This is a genomic window from Paenibacillus sp. FSL H7-689, from assembly GCF_000517905.1.
In the GTDB taxonomy this organism is placed as follows: Bacteria; Bacillota; Bacilli; order Paenibacillales; family Paenibacillaceae; genus Paenibacillus; species Paenibacillus amylolyticus.
Genome location: NZ_ASPU01000022.1, coordinates 19,401 through 35,589 on the forward strand (window position 1 = coordinate 19,401; position 16,189 = coordinate 35,589).

Below are 16,189 nucleotides of genomic sequence, written 5' to 3' on the forward strand. Positions count from 1 at the left end.
CTGAGTCTGTATCTTCGGTGTTTCACATATAAAAGTGTCTCTTTCATTTATTCATGGGATTGAATATTCATAGCATAAACGATGTATGTCATAAACCATTCATGCTGTATATCACCATGATTAACCTGATTCATTATTTATCTTGTGAATCGTCTATTTATAACAGTTAACATAACAATACTGCTGGATAATAATCCTAGCCTAATTCGGCTATTTAAGCTGACTTGCCCGTCTCTCCAAGGATGGCATCTGCCTGTTGTTCAGCCATCTTGGCAGCCGTTTCCTTGGTACCCAGACCATTAAACAGCAGGTTCATGAAGATCGCCGTGAAGCTGCCTGCAATGATACCATTACCGAGCATAATCTGAGCCCAGGCCGGTGCACCTGCGAACAACTCAGGTACAACGGTAACCCCAAGCCCCATACCTACAGAACAAGCGATGACAAACAGATTTTCATGTCGGTTCAGATCAACCTGACTGCCGATAATCCGAATGCCTGATGATACCACCATGCCAAACAAGGCCACCATGGCTCCGCCAAGTACTGCCCCTGGAACGAGCTGTGCGAGGGCTGCAATTTTTGGTACAAATCCAATGACCACCAGGATTCCACCAGCTACTACAATGACATCACGTGTCTTCACACGTGTCATCTGTACAAGTCCTACATTTTGCGAATACGTTGTATACGGGAACGAGTTGAAAATCCCGCCTAACACAATGGCTAGACCCTCTGCGCGATAACCGCGCGCCAGATCCTTGGACGACAGGTCCTTGTCCAGAATTTTGCCCAGAGCCATAAATACACCTGTGGACTCGGCCACGCTGACAATCGCCACCAGAATCATCGTCAGGATCGGTACAATCTCAAATGTCGGTCTGCCGAAGTAAAACGGCTGAACAACGTGGAACCAACTTGCATCGCGGATAGGAGCAAAATTAACCTCGCCCATAAACCCTGCCGCAATCGTACCTACAAGCAGACCAATCAATACTGAGATGGAACGGATAAAACCGGTTGTAAAACGAGTCATTAGAATGATAAAGAGCAGCACGCCAAAACCGAGCATGAGATTAACTCCGCTGCCAAAATCTTCTGATCCCTGACCGCCGCCCAGATCGTGGAAAGCAACCGGAATCAAGGTTAAACCGATGATCGTAACCACCGAACCCGTAACCACTGGTGGAAAGAGCCGAATAAGCTTCCCAAAGATTCCGGAGAAGATCAATACGAACAGCCCTGAGGCAATAATCGCTCCGTAAATGGCAGATACTCCACTGTTCATCCCGATTAGGATCATCGGAGACACAGCCTGAAATGCACAGCCGAGCATGACAGGCAGCCCTACGCCGAAATATTTATTTCCCCATACCTGAAGCAGTGTAGCCACACCACATGCGAGCAAGTCAATGGCAATGAGATAGGTTAGTTGTTCCTGTGTAAAACCCAATGCGTTACTGACGATCAATGGAACGACAACAGCTCCTGCATACATCGCAAGCACATGCTGTAGTCCGAGGGAGAACGTTTTGATTGGATGCCGATGCCGTTGAAAGATACGTTCGCGTGCCATATTAGTTCGTGCCCTCCTCGTCCGCAAATGTAACCTGTCCATCCGACAGTGCCCCGATGCGAACCAATGATTCCACACGGTATCCTGCTTCTTTCAGCAAGCGACCTCCCGGCTGGAATGCTTTTTCAATCACAATACCGATACCCACCACTTCAGCTCCAACCTGCTCCACAATGCGAGCCAGACCAAATGCTGCTTCGCCATTCGCCAGAAAATCATCAATGATCAGCACGCGATCACCAGGCTTCATGAACTTCTTGGCAACGGTAATTTCATTGGTCTCCTGCTTCGTGAAGGAGTAGACCTTCTCTACCAGAATGTCTTCCGTCAGTGTGAGGGACTTCTGCTTCCGTGCAAAGATCAGCGGCACGTTCAGCTCCAACGCAGTCATGATACCTGGGGCGATCCCTGACGACTCAATCGTCAGCACGCGAGTAATATTCTCGCCTTCAAAGCGGCGAATGAATTCTTTACCTACTTCCTTCATCAAAACCGGGTCCATCTGGTGGTTCAGGAATGAATCCACTTTGAGTACTTGCTCGGACAGGACAATACCTTCCTGTCTCACCTTGTCTTTTAACAATTGCATTGTAATTCTTCCCCCTGAATGCCCTCCGCACAGAAGCTCACATGCTCTTCCAATCGCATGGTAAAAAAGCAAAAAGCCCGCCTTTTCACACGCTGCGGAATAACCGGAGACGGGAAAGACGGACTTGTACGTATATGGACAAGCCGTATGGATGCTGCAAGTGTACTGGTTGGACAGAATGACAGGAGTTCAATCCTGCTGTGAGAAACCTCAAACAGTGTAATCAGAAACAGATAAAAGCCACTTGAACCTGCTCTTCAGTCAAACTGTCTGAGAATGATCTCATGCCAACCCTACAAAACATTGCAACATCTTTCCCGTAGTCCGATCATTCCGGTGATCAGGTAGAGACATGCAGGCCTATTCCTGCACATATACGAGTAACGGCATATTTAATTTTTTGGCTCCATGATTCGTTACAATGTATGATCGCGAACCTGAATGTAAAAGGTTAAACATAACTGACAATGTTAGAAGTATACCGAATCGACGCCGTGAAATAAAGAAGTATTTTCATGGAAGTTGCGGAAACTTGTCTTAATTTGCAAACAGGGGGTGATTGGAATCTATTTTTTATGTACAATATGAGAACGGAAGCGCGGATCTGAACGGAGAATGGATGGAAACGCGGCCTAGATTTTGAATCGAATGATCAAAGGAGATATGTAAACATGAAAGGCGTACTTAACGAATTCAAGGAATTTGCCGTCCGCGGCAACGTCATCGATCTGGCGGTCGGTGTCATTATCGGGGCTGCTTTTGGTAAAATCGTCACATCCCTTGTGAATGATATCATCATGCCCCCGGTTGGAAAACTGATGGGTGGAATCGACTTCAGTCAGAAAATCATCAACCTGGACCGGGATATCAAAACAGCAAACGGACAGGACATCACCACCCTCGCTCAAGCCAACGAAGCTGGGGCTACCGTGATTGCTTATGGACAGTTCATCAACGTCATGATTGATTTTCTTATCGTTGCGTTCTGTATCTTCATGCTTGTGAAGGGCATTAACTATCTGAAAAGCAAAGAACACAAAAAGCCCGAGCCGCAAAAAACGACCAAGGCTTGCAAGTATTGCCTATCGGAAATTCCAGCCGCAGCTACCCGCTGCTCGCACTGTACTTCAGAGCTCGAAGCTGAAGGCACCGGCGCTCTAGCATAATTACAATGAACGTTTAAAGACGCACCGAGTTGAATTACGGATAAATCCTGATGTGGGGGACAACCTCTTACTTGCTAGGGTTTATGTATGAAAAGCTAGCCATATGGGCTTCATTAACTATGGGTTGCGTAGCTTAAAGGTTTGAAGGTTCCACCGTAAAGGTGGGGCCTTTTTTGTGCCTATCATACATGTATTACATATGCTCCCCCATGAATTTCATTTGCGGCCATGCTCATGAATTAGAAACGGCGTGGCAGCAAATGCTCCAGGATCGACTTCAGATCTTTATCTTCTTTGTAAACTTCTTCCCCAGTATCAAGCTCTGTCACACGAATATATTCAAAGTTGGCCGAAGCATCCACTGGCTTGAACAACAACTGGGCCTCATCTTCCAAACGTACATTAAATCCCATATCCTTAAACATGCTGCTTAACTGACTGTTAGCCGGTTCCTGACCTTGCCCTACAAATATAAGTCCTCTAAGACTTTTACGTTCCTGAGGTTGCGGATAAATCACCTGAAAGTGTACAATGCATTCCATACGATGGTTCCCCTTTCGTTTAAAACATACTTTGTGAAATTTTGAACTTTAAAATCTGCTATATAAGGAGATACGTTTCATGACCCCAGAACGTTTCGACATTTATGACGATCAGCAAAATTGGATCGGCACTTCACTCCGCAGCGAGGTCCATGCCAAAGGATATTGGCACCGTTCATTCCACTGCTGGATCGTGCGTGACGAAGGCGAGCAGCGACGGGTCCTTTTTCAGCGGCGGCGTGATATTAAGGATACCTTCCCCGGATGTTACGACATTACAGCAGCAGGTCATCTTACCGCAGGTGAACAACTGCAAGACGCCAGTCGTGAGCTGGAGGAAGAACTGGGTGTTTATACTCCATTCGAGGCACTAACCTATCTACTCACGGCTACACAGCAGCTCCAAGGAGAGGTGCGTGGTGTCCCATTCATAGATCGGGAATTCAGCGCCGTCTATGGATTATGTCTGAACCAGCCGCTCGAAGCCTACGTTCTGCAGCCTAGCGAGGTGGATAGCCTGTATGAAGTGCCGCTGGATGATCTACTCGCTTTGTTTCGTAATGAGATCGAAGTCATTCAAGCTACCGGAGTTCAGACTCAGCCGTTGATATCACCGCCACATTCCATCGGTCATAAGGACCCGTCAAGCAGTGATCATGCAGCTGATGAACCGGAACGTATCGTTCGCGAGATTCGGGCAACGGAATTCGTACCCCATGGTACAGCTTATTATACGGACGTGCTGGAAGCTCTGTATCACGTGCCCAAAGAATGATCGTGTACAATCCTGTTCAACCCGATCCAGTTCAATCGAATGTTCATAGCTTCATTTTCTCAAAAATAGCATAACTTCATACCTTTACTATCGACTTGACTAGGAACAGATGCTGTGACGAACATCACTGTCATATCTCAAACCAGCACAAACAGGCGTCTGCCTTCGGGCAGCGCCTGCTTTATGTACACACGTATTCGTTTCGTCAAGATAGGTACCTATGTGCTGGCATGTTCACTCCATCAGAGGTGAATTAGTCGCCGATCTGTCTAGCTCTGGTCAACCTCTCCTGAAGGAGAAGACCAATAACGCGCAGAGAGCTCTTCGTACCGGTGCCCATAGCGGGACTCCAGTTCCTCCCCCATATCCTGTTCCAATTCGTACAACACCAGCTCTTGAGCAAAATGATTCAGCAGCAGCCCGGTCATTACCGGATGCTCCGTAACTAGTGCCTGTGTGGCGCATGATTCACCGCGCATGCCTAACATGCACCAGCGGCGATCGACCACCAGGGAAAATTTCCGACCATTACCTGTACCATACATAGGCAAACCCGGCCAAGGGACAGGCTGATCAAGCATGCCTTCGCCACCATCACACGACCATAACAGCCGCACACCCCGAGCTTCAGCCTGCTGTAAGTCATTACGTAGCAACTCTGCTTCTTCACGCCAAACGTCTACGACAATCTCATGCTGAGCCTCGGCCAATTCACGGCTCAGATTCTCAAACACATTTTTGTCACCTTCGACGTTATAGAAGACAGGCTTCTCCGGTTCACTCTTGGGCATGCTGCTCTGGACATAATCCAGCGAGGTACGCATTTGATCGGAGATCATACGTGTCATCTCCTCCGGCTTCAGCACACTATACTTCGCTGGTTCCCCCGGACTACACCGCAAGAACCCACGCTGCTCCAGCCGTTGCAGGGTCGCATATACATTGGAACGGGACACGCCCAGCCGCTTCGCAACCTCATATCCCGAGGCTGATCCCTGACGAGCGAGTTCCACCATAATTTTAGATTCCATCTCGGTAAATCCGAGATGACGCAAATGATGCAGCAGTTGGTCCATATTCCCGTCCCCCCATGCTGTCAGCAACCCGCACTGCCTCACACTGATGCGGCAGTGCTTCTACTGCATCAGATCAGATCTGTTCGGCACCACAGCGCGGGCACCACTTCGACCCTTTGGGTAGCTCGGCTGCACAAATCTGACAATTCACCATTTCACGTGACACTTCGGTCTGTACGTCCACCGTATTCACGATCGGGTTGTTTTCTTTCCAGTAGCGGATGCGTTCGTCCAGTTCCTGCTGACGCTCACGTTCCCGTTGCATCTCTTCATCTCTGCGACGTTCCCACTCGGCATCAAACGCTTCCTTTTCTTCCTGGGTAAATTCCGTACTGTTATATTCCGATTCCGTTTCCAGATCCGCTATGGACGGAATGACCGTATGGTACGGCTCGTCTTCCTCCAGTTCCAACTCAGGTGGCGCATCGTAGAAGTCCGGCTCTGGAGTTGGGGTCTGAGCTACAGCTGCCTCCTGTCTTGCGGCTGTGGTGGCTCCTGCAACTCCTGCTGCTGCTACTTTGGGCGCTGCTGTCTTGAGTTCACCCAACTTGCGTCCGCATTTAGGGCAGAAGTTGGCATCCAGGGAAGCGACGTGTCCACACTCGCACAACCGTTCGTTCTTGAGTTGTGCAATCTTGTTGCGCAGACCATCAATCTCGTCCTGCAATTCGTCGCAGAGCTGCGACAGATCCACCATCTCTTTTTCTGCACGCGTCATATCCTGTGCCCGATAACCCTCATAGAAGATGCGACCCATATCTGTAAAATGGACTTCCTGTTCCTGTTGCAAGCCCACAATCTGGTTGTTCAGTTTCCCAATCTCAACGGCGTGTTGGGCACGCTCTGTTGCTTTGTTCGCTCCGTCTTTGATGCGCTGAAGCAGTTTCATGACCATTCCTCCTCTGTCCCGTCAAAACCAATATTATCATTTCTATTTAGTAGTAAATTAGCATATTACATCCTTCATGCAAAATGCTCAGGCATATAACTTATACGATATCATGCCAAAAAGTTGCGTAATCTCGTGCAGGTGCCCGTTTTATACCGATACTGGATGAAATCGGGGGCTTTCGTCAAGACCATATGTTCGGGTATAATGAAGCTTTGGCCCTACTTAACCGCCTGATTAGGCGACTAACTCTATCATACCAATTTACAATGCGATTGTGAAAAGGGCAAATGGTTTACTTTTAGCCGGGATAGTCCTATCCCTGAATGCATACAGAGGTGGATGAAACATGTTAAGTCCGAACTCAACGTTCTACCCCCGTCCGCTCGGGGTTACCCCGGCGGCGTCCCTGCCCCAGTCCCCGTCTGCTCCGCTGGAGACCAGTCGGCAACTCGTGGGTAATGATCAACAGGATGCCTTTTATTTTCGTTCTCTGGAAGAGGCAGGCATCAAGTTAAACGCACCACAAATCTCGGCAGTCCGTCACGGCAGAGGACCGATTCTGACGCTCGCCGGAGCCGGTTGTGGCAAAACAACTGTACTGGCTGCAAGAGCCGGCTACCTCATAGAGGTCAGTGGCGTACATGCAGGCAGTATCCTGCTGGTGACGTTCACGAACAAGGCCGCCACCGAGATGAAAGACCGGATCGCCGCATTGCCAGGCATACGTCCGGCAGCCGCGAGAGCCGTACAGGCTCGCACCTTCCACTCTTTTGCGCTGACATTATTGCGTCATTACGGTGTGCAGGAAGAGATCTTTGGCGAGTCACGAGCCCAGCATACGGTGCTGAAGATGCTTCTTCGCCAAAATGGCATGAGTGAAGCCTTCCAGCCTGAAAGTCTGCTGGCCATGCTGTCCGCATGGAAGATGCAAGGATCGGAAACAACCGACTTGCCTGAAAAATCGCAGGAAGAACGCGATGCCAAGCGTGTTCTGCTTGGTTACGAAGCCTGGAAGCAGGATCGCGGCAAAATGGATTTTGATGATATTTTACTGCGGGCAGCCGCGCTACTTCGTGATCCTGCTGTTCTGGGGCCGCTTCAGAAGCGTTTCCAGTACATTATGGTGGATGAGTTCCAGGATACCAACCATCTGCAGTATGAAATTGTGCAAAAACTGGCTTCCGCTCACCGCAATCTGATGGTTGTGGGAGACGATGACCAGACGATCTATACCTTTAATGGCGCACGCCAGGAATCAATTTTGGAATTCGATAAAGTATACCCCGGTGCACGCATTGTGACGCTGGATATCAATTATCGTAGTGATGCACGCATTCTGGGACTCGGAAGTGAACTGGTCGCCCGCAATAAACGCAGACGTGACAAACGGCTACGTGCCGCTGGAAACCGCGGCGATGCCCCCCGTTTCGCTACACCCTCCAATGCGGAGGAAGAAGCAGCGTGGGTCGTAAACCAGCTGTGCCAGCAGGTTGAAGAAGGACAACACACCTATCGCGATATTGCGATTCTTCACCGGACAGCCAGCAGCAGCCGGGCTGTATTCGAGCAGCTTGTGCTGAAAGATGTACCTTTTGTACAGCATGGTGCTTCTCCGGTGTTCTATGACCAGTCTCTCATCAGACCCCTGATGGATCATCTGCGTCTGTCCCTTGACCCACGAGCCATGGATGCTCTTCCAAGTGCACTGGGTCCGCTCTACGTCTCACGCGATGCGGGTCTGGAATGGATACAGCGTTGTGAACAACAACAGGCGAAGAAATATCCGCTCATCCATCTGGTGAAATGGGAAAAGCTGAAACCATTTCAGCAGGAACAGGTCAAAGAACGCATCAAACTGATCAAATCACTGCACAAACTAAAACCCATCATCGCCATTCAGGAGATGCGCAGGCAGTTCTACGACAAGTATATGGAAAGTGGTGATCCCAGCATCTTCACCCACTATAAGGAAACGATGCTGGAAACTCTGGATGAATTCGAAGCTGCTGTCAAAAAATTCGAAACGGTAGAAGAGTTCATCCAATTCGCGGATGAGCTGTCCCGCAGACACCGTGAGATGGAATCTTTGCGTCGTGCGCAGGATAGTGACGCGGTACAGCTGATGACCATTCACCGGGCCAAAGGACTGGAGTTCCCTTGTGTGTACTGGATCGGAGCCAGTGAAGGCATTGTGCCTCACAGTACCGCACTGCGTCAGGATATTCCTGAGGATCAGAAAGCTGCGCTTGCTGTGCAGCAGACAGATGCCGAACTGGACATGGCGCTGGAGGAAGAACGCAGGCTCGCCTACGTTGCCATCACACGGGCCAAGCAGTACTTGTATGTCACCTCACCGGCGAGCCATCACGGAAAACCAGCGGATGTGTCCCGTTTCCTGCTTGAAGCCTTCGGCATGGAAGTACCGGACAAACGCAAACCTCGTGAGGAGAGCCGGACGAGCAGTCAGGCTTCATATGGTAAAGGCAACGGACAGTATGCCCGCTCGTCCGGCTCAGGTGCCCGTTCCGAAGGTCGGGATGTGGCACAGCGTCGTGCCATCAGCCACAGTGACCGTCGAGACTACGAGGTCCACAACGAACGTGATGAGGATCGCCTCGGTGAACGGCGTGGCAGTGGTGAAATTCGCAACCATAAGGCATTCAGCACTCCGGGTGTGAGTCAGACAGCTGCGAGTTCCTCCAGTTCGCAGTCGCACACTTCAGGTTCAGGTAATGCTGAGCGTACGGAGACCGTTGCGGTATGGAAGTGCAGTTCATCCACCTGTAAAGCGTGGCTAAGACAGAAGCCGGCTGTGCCTTCTTCAAAAACAAACAAGAAAGCTTCATCGGGCCCTCCCGCCTGTCCCCTGTGTTCAGGATCAATGGAGGCCGGTACCCGCCAGGTTCCTGTAACGGGGAGATTTGGGAAATAACTCAAAGGAAAAGGTAATGGCTGGTCATATGTGACTGAACATGTGGATGAGTAAATAACACACGAGCATAGTAGCTCGTTTCAGGGCGCTTTTTGCTGTTTATTAACAGTAGAAGCGTCTTTTTTCCATTTCAGAATGGGGGTTGGAATATGCAGGACGGCAAACAACATCTGTATGTATCGGTAACACATAATCTTATTGAGCAAACAAAGAACGAATCTACACCCTTTGAGGTGTTGGTGGATGACGAACAGTTGGGCCGATTGAAAGATCTGATGAAGGTGCTGGAGGATGACGATGCCTATACATTGCAACGGGCTCCGGTACCCTACAAATCAGCAGACCACGATGAGGCAACAGAGCAATTTTCGGATGGCATGACCTTGCTGTACACCTTTCTGTATGACCATGGCACGCCGGACTCCCGGCAGGCGATTGAGAGCATGAACGTGCTTCCAAGGCTGCAGGATACGGATTATGATGACCCTGGATACGAGAATTCACCACTGAATAAATGACCTGATGCCAAAAAGCATGCGTAACCGCAGATCACGCGGAAGACGCATGCTTTTTAATATGCCGAAGGACAACTGCCATGTAAAACGAACTCAATCCAGACGAATCTCCTGCCCTTTCTCAGCGGATTCGTAGATTCCGCACAACATGCGCGTGGAAGCCACACCATCCGCAATTGGGCTGATCGGCTCTGTACCGTTCAGGCAGCAATCCACAAAGTGGTCAATCTGGTTCTGGAATGCACTATGAATATGGAGACCCGTATTGTCCGTCTGGGGTTCAATATTCAGGATGGTGTTATTTTTCTCCGTGACGATCAGTGTCTCCGGCTCCAGTTCGAACCCACCACGCTCGCCGTATAATTTCACCGAAGATTCATCTCCGCGTGCATGCAGGGTAAAGCTCACATCCACCGCCAGCGAAGCCCCGTTTTCAAACCGAATAAGTGCATTCGCCATATCTTCTACGTCATTCACAGCTGCGCTGTAGTCGGCTGCTTTGTAAAAAGAAAGATGTTCGATATGGGCACGATTGCCCAACTTCCGATACGTATTACCACTGACCGTAACAGGTTTCGGCCTGCCCATGAGGTACCAACATTGGTCGATAATATGTACGCCCAGGTCAATCAGAGGGCCGCCGCCGGAACGGCTTTTGTCAGCAAACCAACCGCCCGGATTGCCGTGTCGCCGTAGAATGGAAGCTTTGGCATAATACAGTTCACCAAACTCCCCGGCATCAATGAATCTGCGCATCATCTGCATATTGTTATCATAACGCCGCACAAATCCAACGATAAAGGTACGTCCACTCTTCTTCACCGCTTCTTCAATCCGGAGCGCATCTTCCACATTGGTTGCGACCGGTTTCTCCAGCAACACATGCTTGCCTGCCTCCAATGCAGCAATGGCAAATTCCGCATGTGTATTATTCCAGGTACAGATACTGACAGCATCCACATGTGGGTCCTCCAGCATCTCCCGATAATCGGTGTACACGGATTGAGCATCATACTTCTGTGCCGCAGCTTTAGCCCGTTCTTCGTTCAGATCGCAGATCGCATAGATGACGGCATCCTCGTTTTTGGCATAACACCTCATATGAAGATCCGATATTGATCCCGTACCGATCATTCCGATGTGCAACATTTGTTTCGTGCTCATCATCGTCCTCCCTTCCTTTTCCACAGCTTCCACAACATCATTATTGTCTAGTCTGCCCGCAGCATGCCTTCGTAAATACCCGGCGTTGAATTTTCAATCTTCACGGCACCCAGCGTCCGGGCATAGAAATCCACAGGTCCCGCTGATCCGATAATCGCATACCCGTAACCGTCCGCCTTCATCGCATGCATACAGGCCAGTAACAAGGCCGTGCCTACACCTTTGCCCCGTGCATCCTGGCTCACACCGGTCGGTCCAAAGAAGTTGCGACATGTCGCTTCGTAACAGGCAAATCCAATCATTTTCCCATGCTCAACCGCAATATAACAGGACACCGGCTGACGCGCAAAAGCGACCTCACATTCATCCACCCAAGCCTGACTAAAGTGTGACCTCACCCAATCCAGTACAAGCTGTTTCTCTGGGGCAATGGCTCTTCGAATCACAATGGAGGATTCCTCCAACGCTCTCAGTCCACTCTCTTGCTCCGGCAAACGATAGAGCGCTACCAACATATCACTCATCTAATCCGTTCCTCCTCGTACTTGAATGTGAAATAGGACAAAGGTTTGGCCACTTACCTGAAATTAACCTGATCCTGCTGCGGATAACCTGCAATACAAGCGATATTTCTAATTTAAACTAACCTACCGCTTACATTCATTGCATTTCAACTGCAACACTTAGACGATTTGTCCCGTCTATTAACTTGAAGCGCGGCCCTAAGGAATATTTTACCGCGTCAGTACACAGATTAGAAGGGATGAATATTGATGAACAACAACATGAAAAAAGTAAGTGCACTGATGGCCCTATCCATGGCATTGGGTGGTGGAGCCGCTTATGCAGCAACACTGGACAACACAAAACCAGTCCATCAAACATCCGTTTCAGCAGATAGTAACGCAGCGAGTGTAGTAAACGTATCCGTGAATGGCGCAGCCATCTCTGATGGTTATTGGAACAAAGATGGCAAAGTAGCCATGATCCCGCTGCGTGATCTTACCGACGCACTGGGTATTGAACTGGAATGGAATAAAGAAACTAAAACTGCAGAGCTGACTCGTGGTGCTCTCTGGACACAGGTAATCACAGGCAAGGATCAATATTCTGTGAATAAAATGTCACTCACGCTGGGTACAGCGCCCGAAATCACAGGCGGCAAATTGTATGTACCGGTTTCTTTTGCTGAGAAAGCACTACATGGACAAGTGAACACAACGGGGAATCAAGTGACTATCTCTAGTGAAGAGGACGTGAAGACGGTTACTGAACGTGGTGTAATTACCAGAATCTCGAACCAAGATAAATATAAGTCCATCCAGATTGGCGGTGCAGGTACGGATGGTATTGTGCTCAATCTGAGCGATGAGACAAAATTCATCTCAGTTGAGGGGAAAGAGATTGCACTGACTGATCTGGCCATTGGCATGAACGTGGAAGCTGAGCATTCCCTGATCACCACCCGCAGCCTGCCACCACAAACGCCGACCTATACAGTCACTGTGTTGGATGCGGCTACAGCATCTGAGGCACAACCTAAAGAGCTTCTGGGTACAGCGGGTACAATTGAAAATGTAACATCAGCTGAAGGCAGCATCTCACAGATTGAGATTACAGGTACACGGTTAACAGAAACCGCTCCTGACCATGTCGTGCTGAACATTGCTGAAGACACGCTGCTAGTGAACCACGAAGGTGAAACGGTGAAAGCTGAAGAACTGACCAAAGGCGCTAAAGTCATTGGGTTCTACAGCCCTGTGTTGACGCGTAGCCTGCCTCCAATCGGAACAGCTTGGAAAGTGGTTGTTGAAACACCTGCAGCAGAGCTGGAAGCGAAATAATACGGTTAGAAAAACGTCTGACTGAAACACATGTTATATGTTGTTGCAGACGACCGTGTGCATCGCTTAGCGCGGGGTCATGAGTGTGGAGCGTCATAATGACCAGCCATCCGCATGTAGCTCCTGACGCGCGGTGTAATGAGTTTGGCGCATCAAGAACTCAGCCGTGCGGCCAGGCGGCGAAGTCAATTCAAAATAACCTTATCCGCTTGTCTTTTGACAGGCATGGATAAGGTTATTTTTTTGGTTTTGGTTTTGGTTTTGGTTTTTGGTTTTTGGTTTTTAGTTTTGGTTTTTGGTTTTGGTTCTGGTTCTGGTTCTAGTTCTGGTTCTGGTTCTGGTTCTGGTTCTGGTTCTGGTTCTGGTTCTGGTTCTGGTTCTGGTTCTGGTTCTGGTTTGGTTTTTTAGAGTGTGTCTACAAACTGCTTCAAACTGAAGGGTATCTGAAACTTGTCCGGAGCAGACACGTGCGATGTTCGCTGCATACGAAATACGTTGCATACTGAATGTAAGAGCAAGCGGAGTTAACGCTAACGAATCTGAGGCGTCTTATTCAAGGACTTGAAGCACCCGCCTAAATCTAAGGAATCTCAGGCACGCTATGTTTGAATAAATAGCTGTTTATAGCATTTTATCAGAGGAATTTGGGAAATAACGTGTCTGATGTTCCTTACATTTTAGAAAGAGGACCTTATCGCCAAATAAGACGTCCTGGGTTCCTTAGAAATCATCCGGATAACCGTCAGAATCAATCGGCTTGGACTTCATCTTCAACAATCGCTTCCACTTCAATCTCAACCATCAACAAGGGATCAATGAGTGCGCTAACTTCAACCATGGTGGCTACAGGCTGGATCTTTCCAAAAAATTCACCGTGTGCCTTGCCAACTTCCTCCCATCTGGAGATATCGGTCACAAACATCCGGGTTCTCACCACATGCGACATGTCAGCCCCCAGTTCTTTCAGTGCATTCTCGATCGTCTGCAAAACGAACCTTGTCTGTGCATACGGATCACCCGCTCCAACAACTACACCATCTTGCATCGCGGTTGTACCCGCCACTTCAATTCGGTTCCCTACCCGGATGGCACGGCAATATCCCACCAACGGTTCCCATGGGGAGCCCGTAAATACCTGCTGTCTGCTCATTCTCTCGTCCCTCGCTTTGGTTGTATTTGTCTCTTCAGATTAAACATGAATTATATCAGTCCCCCATCATCTCAGACAATGGAATCAAGTTTAATTCTATCTTAACTCCATTAACATTTTTGCACAGAAAAAAATCCCCTGAATGACTGCCCATTGGTTAGATCAAGGACGGTTCATTCGGGAATTTATGAGAAATAGTATCTTGTCTTTTTCTTTAAGGATGAAACATCCAAATTACAACTTGATATTAGCCTCATCGAAGTATTCTTCTAGAGTTAACCCACTCTTCGCCACATCCGGTGCCAAATCTGTACCGATGTACCGGATATGCCAAGGCTCATAGACGTAACCTGTGGTATCTTCTTCACCTTGCAGATAACGGATGACATATCCGTATTCTGCAGCATGTTCAGCCAACCACTGGCCTTCCTTCGATGTGCCAAATACCTCTTCCAGCACATTGCCCACACTCGGACTCGATACATCGATGGCAAGACCCGTCTGATGTTCGCTTCGGCCTGGCACAGAACTCACACGATCTGTGTATTCTTGACCTTTGGTTTTGACATTATTGTTATAGATGGATACCTGACGCTGATATGAACGATAACCGGATACCGCACGAAGCTCAATGCCATCCGCTTTTGCACCTGCAAACAACTTCTCCAGTGCCTCCGCAGCTTCCTTGCGCATATGCCGCTTCTCGTGTGGTTCGTCGAAGGAGAACGGTACATTCGGCTCTACCAGATCGTCCGGCTCGTACCCGTCAGGCAGACTCCGTTGTTTGTTCACAATGACGGTCATAGACTCGGCATTGGTCACCACGGATTGTGCATCAATCGTCGTTTGCAGTGCGCTGATACTGCGTTTCTCCAGCAATGGATCTTCCGCTGTCGCGCCATTCCCATTGTCCGAAGAGCCCTGCTCTCCGCCCGCTGAAGCATTATCTGACTCACTGCCTGTATCTTCATCATTGTTGCCAGAAGATGATGTGTCATCCCCGCCAGCATTGTCGCCATCCGTTCCCTTATCCTCCGTAAAATGAACCGTTGTGCCGTCCGTCTCCTGTTGTGTGTTACCTGTTCCATTCGGATTCTGGCTCTCCTCTGTGCCTGAACCGTTCTGGCACGCGGCAAGCAATGCTCCGCATATCATCAATGAGGACAGCATAACCACCATGCGGCGCTGTCTTCCTGTAGTTGATTTCATGTAAAAACTCCTATCGCAATAATATAAATGTTATATAGTTCTCAGCGTGCAATGTTCCCTGCGACAGTATACCTTAATTGGGAGCGAAGCTCCACCGGTAAAGACCTCCTTTAGAAGAGATCCGAATGAACATATACGGGCTGTACAGCCTGTATGATCGTTTTTTGGACTTTTAGAGCAACATCCCCGTGCTGTACACAATAGAATTGAAATGGGAATATACCTTCATATATCCAATATGCAAAAAATTGATTATACCGAGATGCACTTTATTAATGAGCATTAGCATTGTTGGATAAAGACAAAATTCATCTTGTACCGGGAAATGAATTAAATCAAATAATGCAACATGCCGCAATAAAAACAAGCAGGGGTGATCTGAGATCTCCCCCGCTCTGATGGGTGCATCATTTGGTTGCCGGGCTGTCCGTCTTCTTCTGGACAGCCTGCCACATCCGCGCGGCTACACGCTCGCGGATCAAATCCAGCCCTGCGGTGGCCGGCACGCCCGGCAGCAGCGCCGTCAGCTCCGGCAAGGCCGGCGGCTTGCCCGGCTGTGCGAGGCGCACCTCAACGGCGCCAAAGCCCGGCCCCGGCTGGTGCATGGCGCCGTCCGCGGCGGCCTCGGCGATCCACTCGCCGACGGCAGCGCCGCCTTCGCCGCCCCGCACTTGCGGGCGGCCAGCCGTTTCCGCTGCGCGGCCGGGGCCGCTGGGATCATGGGCGAGTTCCTCCGCCCATGCCCCCAGCACGCCGGCG

General features: G+C 49.4%; 15 protein-coding genes, 1 pseudogene and 1 riboswitch. Of the genes and pseudogenes, 6 read left to right on the forward strand and 10 right to left on the reverse strand.

What is annotated here, in order from left to right; all coding sequences use genetic code 11:
* Positions 1–214: 214 nt before the first annotated feature.
* Both C170_RS19275 and C170_RS19280 read right to left on the reverse strand, forming a co-directional pair.
* Entirely contained in the window at positions 215–1,576 is a 1,362-nt protein-coding gene (locus tag C170_RS19275; RefSeq protein WP_036613194.1) for a nucleobase:cation symporter-2 family protein, read from the reverse strand.
* 1 nt (position 1,577) lies between these two features.
* On the reverse strand, positions 1,578–2,165 hold the full coding sequence (locus tag C170_RS19280) for a xanthine phosphoribosyltransferase (RefSeq protein ID WP_036613196.1): 588 nt from the start codon (positions 2,163–2,165) through the stop codon (positions 1,578–1,580).
* Positions 2,166–2,465: 300 nt separating this feature from the next.
* Positions 2,466–2,565: riboswitch (purine riboswitch) on the reverse strand.
* A gap of 271 nt (positions 2,566–2,836) precedes the next feature.
* Here C170_RS19280 and mscL point away from each other — a divergent pair.
* Complete coding sequence (gene mscL, locus C170_RS19285; protein ID WP_036613199.1) at positions 2,837–3,331, forward strand: large conductance mechanosensitive channel protein MscL; 495 nt, start codon at positions 2,837–2,839, stop codon at positions 3,329–3,331.
* Between the two features lie 239 nt (positions 3,332–3,570).
* Here mscL and C170_RS19290 read toward each other — a convergent pair whose 3' ends face one another.
* The gene (locus C170_RS19290; RefSeq protein ID WP_017690846.1) at positions 3,571–3,873 is read right to left on the reverse strand and encodes a hypothetical protein; all 303 of its coding nucleotides are present in this window, start codon (positions 3,871–3,873) and stop codon (positions 3,571–3,573) included.
* 79 nt (positions 3,874–3,952) lie between these two features.
* Here C170_RS19290 and C170_RS19295 point away from each other — a divergent pair, with 79 nt between their 5' ends.
* On the forward strand, positions 3,953–4,648 hold the full coding sequence (locus tag C170_RS19295) for an NUDIX hydrolase (protein ID WP_036613203.1): 696 nt from the start codon (positions 3,953–3,955) through the stop codon (positions 4,646–4,648).
* Positions 4,649–4,917: 269 nt separating this feature from the next.
* Here the strand turns inward: C170_RS19295 and C170_RS19300 are convergent, their stop codons facing one another.
* Positions 4,918–5,724 (reverse strand): TrmB family transcriptional regulator, encoded by an 807-nt coding sequence (locus C170_RS19300; protein ID WP_036613206.1) that lies wholly within the window; start codon positions 5,722–5,724, stop codon positions 4,918–4,920.
* A 73-nt stretch (positions 5,725–5,797) separates the two neighbouring features.
* Complete coding sequence (locus tag C170_RS19305) at positions 5,798–6,613, reverse strand: zinc ribbon domain-containing protein (protein WP_036613209.1); 816 nt, start codon at positions 6,611–6,613, stop codon at positions 5,798–5,800.
* Between the two features lie 349 nt (positions 6,614–6,962).
* Here C170_RS19305 and C170_RS19310 point away from each other — a divergent pair, with 349 nt between their 5' ends.
* Together C170_RS19310 and C170_RS19315 are read left to right on the forward strand one after the other, a co-directional pair.
* Positions 6,963–9,548, forward strand: coding sequence for a UvrD-helicase domain-containing protein (locus C170_RS19310; protein ID WP_036613212.1), 2,586 nt, complete (start codon positions 6,963–6,965; stop codon positions 9,546–9,548).
* Positions 9,549–9,697: 149 nt separating this feature from the next.
* Positions 9,698–10,066: a hypothetical protein gene (locus C170_RS19315; protein ID WP_036613213.1), complete on the forward strand. Its 369-nt coding sequence runs from the start codon at positions 9,698–9,700 to the stop codon at positions 10,064–10,066.
* Between the two features lie 90 nt (positions 10,067–10,156).
* Here the strand turns inward: C170_RS19315 and C170_RS19320 are convergent, their stop codons facing one another.
* Positions 10,157–11,227 (reverse strand): Gfo/Idh/MocA family protein, encoded by a 1,071-nt coding sequence (locus C170_RS19320; RefSeq protein ID WP_036613216.1) that lies wholly within the window; start codon positions 11,225–11,227, stop codon positions 10,157–10,159.
* A 47-nt stretch (positions 11,228–11,274) separates the two neighbouring features.
* On the reverse strand, positions 11,275–11,751 hold the full coding sequence (locus tag C170_RS19325; RefSeq protein WP_017690853.1) for a GNAT family N-acetyltransferase: 477 nt from the start codon (positions 11,749–11,751) through the stop codon (positions 11,275–11,277).
* A gap of 249 nt (positions 11,752–12,000) precedes the next feature.
* On the opposite strand from C170_RS19325, the gene C170_RS19330 reads away from it, so the two are divergent.
* Both C170_RS19330 and C170_RS31180 read left to right on the forward strand, forming a co-directional pair.
* Positions 12,001–13,071, forward strand: coding sequence for a copper amine oxidase N-terminal domain-containing protein (locus C170_RS19330; RefSeq protein ID WP_036613219.1), 1,071 nt, complete (start codon positions 12,001–12,003; stop codon positions 13,069–13,071).
* 144 nt (positions 13,072–13,215) lie between these two features.
* Positions 13,216–13,479 carry a hypothetical protein gene (locus C170_RS31180; RefSeq protein ID WP_200868512.1) on the forward strand — a complete coding sequence of 88 codons (264 nt, stop codon included), beginning with the start codon at positions 13,216–13,218 and terminating at the stop codon, positions 13,477–13,479.
* A gap of 340 nt (positions 13,480–13,819) precedes the next feature.
* On the opposite strand, the gene C170_RS19335 is transcribed toward C170_RS31180, so the two are convergent.
* The 3 genes and pseudogenes from C170_RS19335 to C170_RS31060 all read right to left on the reverse strand — a co-directional run.
* The gene (locus C170_RS19335) at positions 13,820–14,221 is read right to left on the reverse strand and encodes a RidA family protein (RefSeq protein WP_036613221.1); all 402 of its coding nucleotides are present in this window, start codon (positions 14,219–14,221) and stop codon (positions 13,820–13,822) included.
* A 234-nt stretch (positions 14,222–14,455) separates the two neighbouring features.
* Positions 14,456–15,430, reverse strand: a complete 975-nt coding sequence (locus C170_RS19340; RefSeq protein WP_036613223.1) for a M15 family metallopeptidase — start codon at positions 15,428–15,430, stop codon at positions 14,456–14,458.
* Positions 15,431–15,837: 407 nt separating this feature from the next.
* Positions 15,838–16,189: pseudogene (locus C170_RS31060) on the reverse strand (phosphoribosylglycinamide synthetase); the annotation flags it as partial.

What these genes read in the sequence shown, in the direction of transcription:
- C170_RS19275 (WP_036613194.1), bottom strand. Translation starts at nt 1,576, where the DNA reads ATGGCACGCGAACGTATCTTTCAACGGCATCGGCATCCAATCAAAACG.
- C170_RS19280 (WP_036613196.1), bottom strand. Translation starts at nt 2,165, where the DNA reads ATGCAATTGTTAAAAGACAAGGTGAGACAGGAAGGTATTGTCCTGTCC.
- mscL (WP_036613199.1), top strand. Translation starts at nt 2,837, where the DNA reads ATGAAAGGCGTACTTAACGAATTCAAGGAATTTGCCGTCCGCGGCAAC.
- C170_RS19290 (WP_017690846.1), bottom strand. Translation starts at nt 3,873, where the DNA reads ATGGAATGCATTGTACACTTTCAGGTGATTTATCCGCAACCTCAGGAA.
- C170_RS19295 (WP_036613203.1), top strand. Translation starts at nt 3,953, where the DNA reads ATGACCCCAGAACGTTTCGACATTTATGACGATCAGCAAAATTGGATC.
- C170_RS19300 (WP_036613206.1), bottom strand. Translation starts at nt 5,724, where the DNA reads ATGGACCAACTGCTGCATCATTTGCGTCATCTCGGATTTACCGAGATG.
- C170_RS19305 (WP_036613209.1), bottom strand. Translation starts at nt 6,613, where the DNA reads ATGAAACTGCTTCAGCGCATCAAAGACGGAGCGAACAAAGCAACAGAG.
- C170_RS19310 (WP_036613212.1), top strand. Translation starts at nt 6,963, where the DNA reads ATGTTAAGTCCGAACTCAACGTTCTACCCCCGTCCGCTCGGGGTTACC.
- C170_RS19315 (WP_036613213.1), top strand. Translation starts at nt 9,698, where the DNA reads ATGCAGGACGGCAAACAACATCTGTATGTATCGGTAACACATAATCTT.
- C170_RS19320 (WP_036613216.1), bottom strand. Translation starts at nt 11,227, where the DNA reads ATGAGCACGAAACAAATGTTGCACATCGGAATGATCGGTACGGGATCA.
- C170_RS19325 (WP_017690853.1), bottom strand. Translation starts at nt 11,751, where the DNA reads ATGAGTGATATGTTGGTAGCGCTCTATCGTTTGCCGGAGCAAGAGAGT.
- C170_RS19330 (WP_036613219.1), top strand. Translation starts at nt 12,001, where the DNA reads ATGAACAACAACATGAAAAAAGTAAGTGCACTGATGGCCCTATCCATG.
- C170_RS19335 (WP_036613221.1), bottom strand. Translation starts at nt 14,221, where the DNA reads ATGAGCAGACAGCAGGTATTTACGGGCTCCCCATGGGAACCGTTGGTG.
- C170_RS19340 (WP_036613223.1), bottom strand. Translation starts at nt 15,430, where the DNA reads ATGAAATCAACTACAGGAAGACAGCGCCGCATGGTGGTTATGCTGTCC.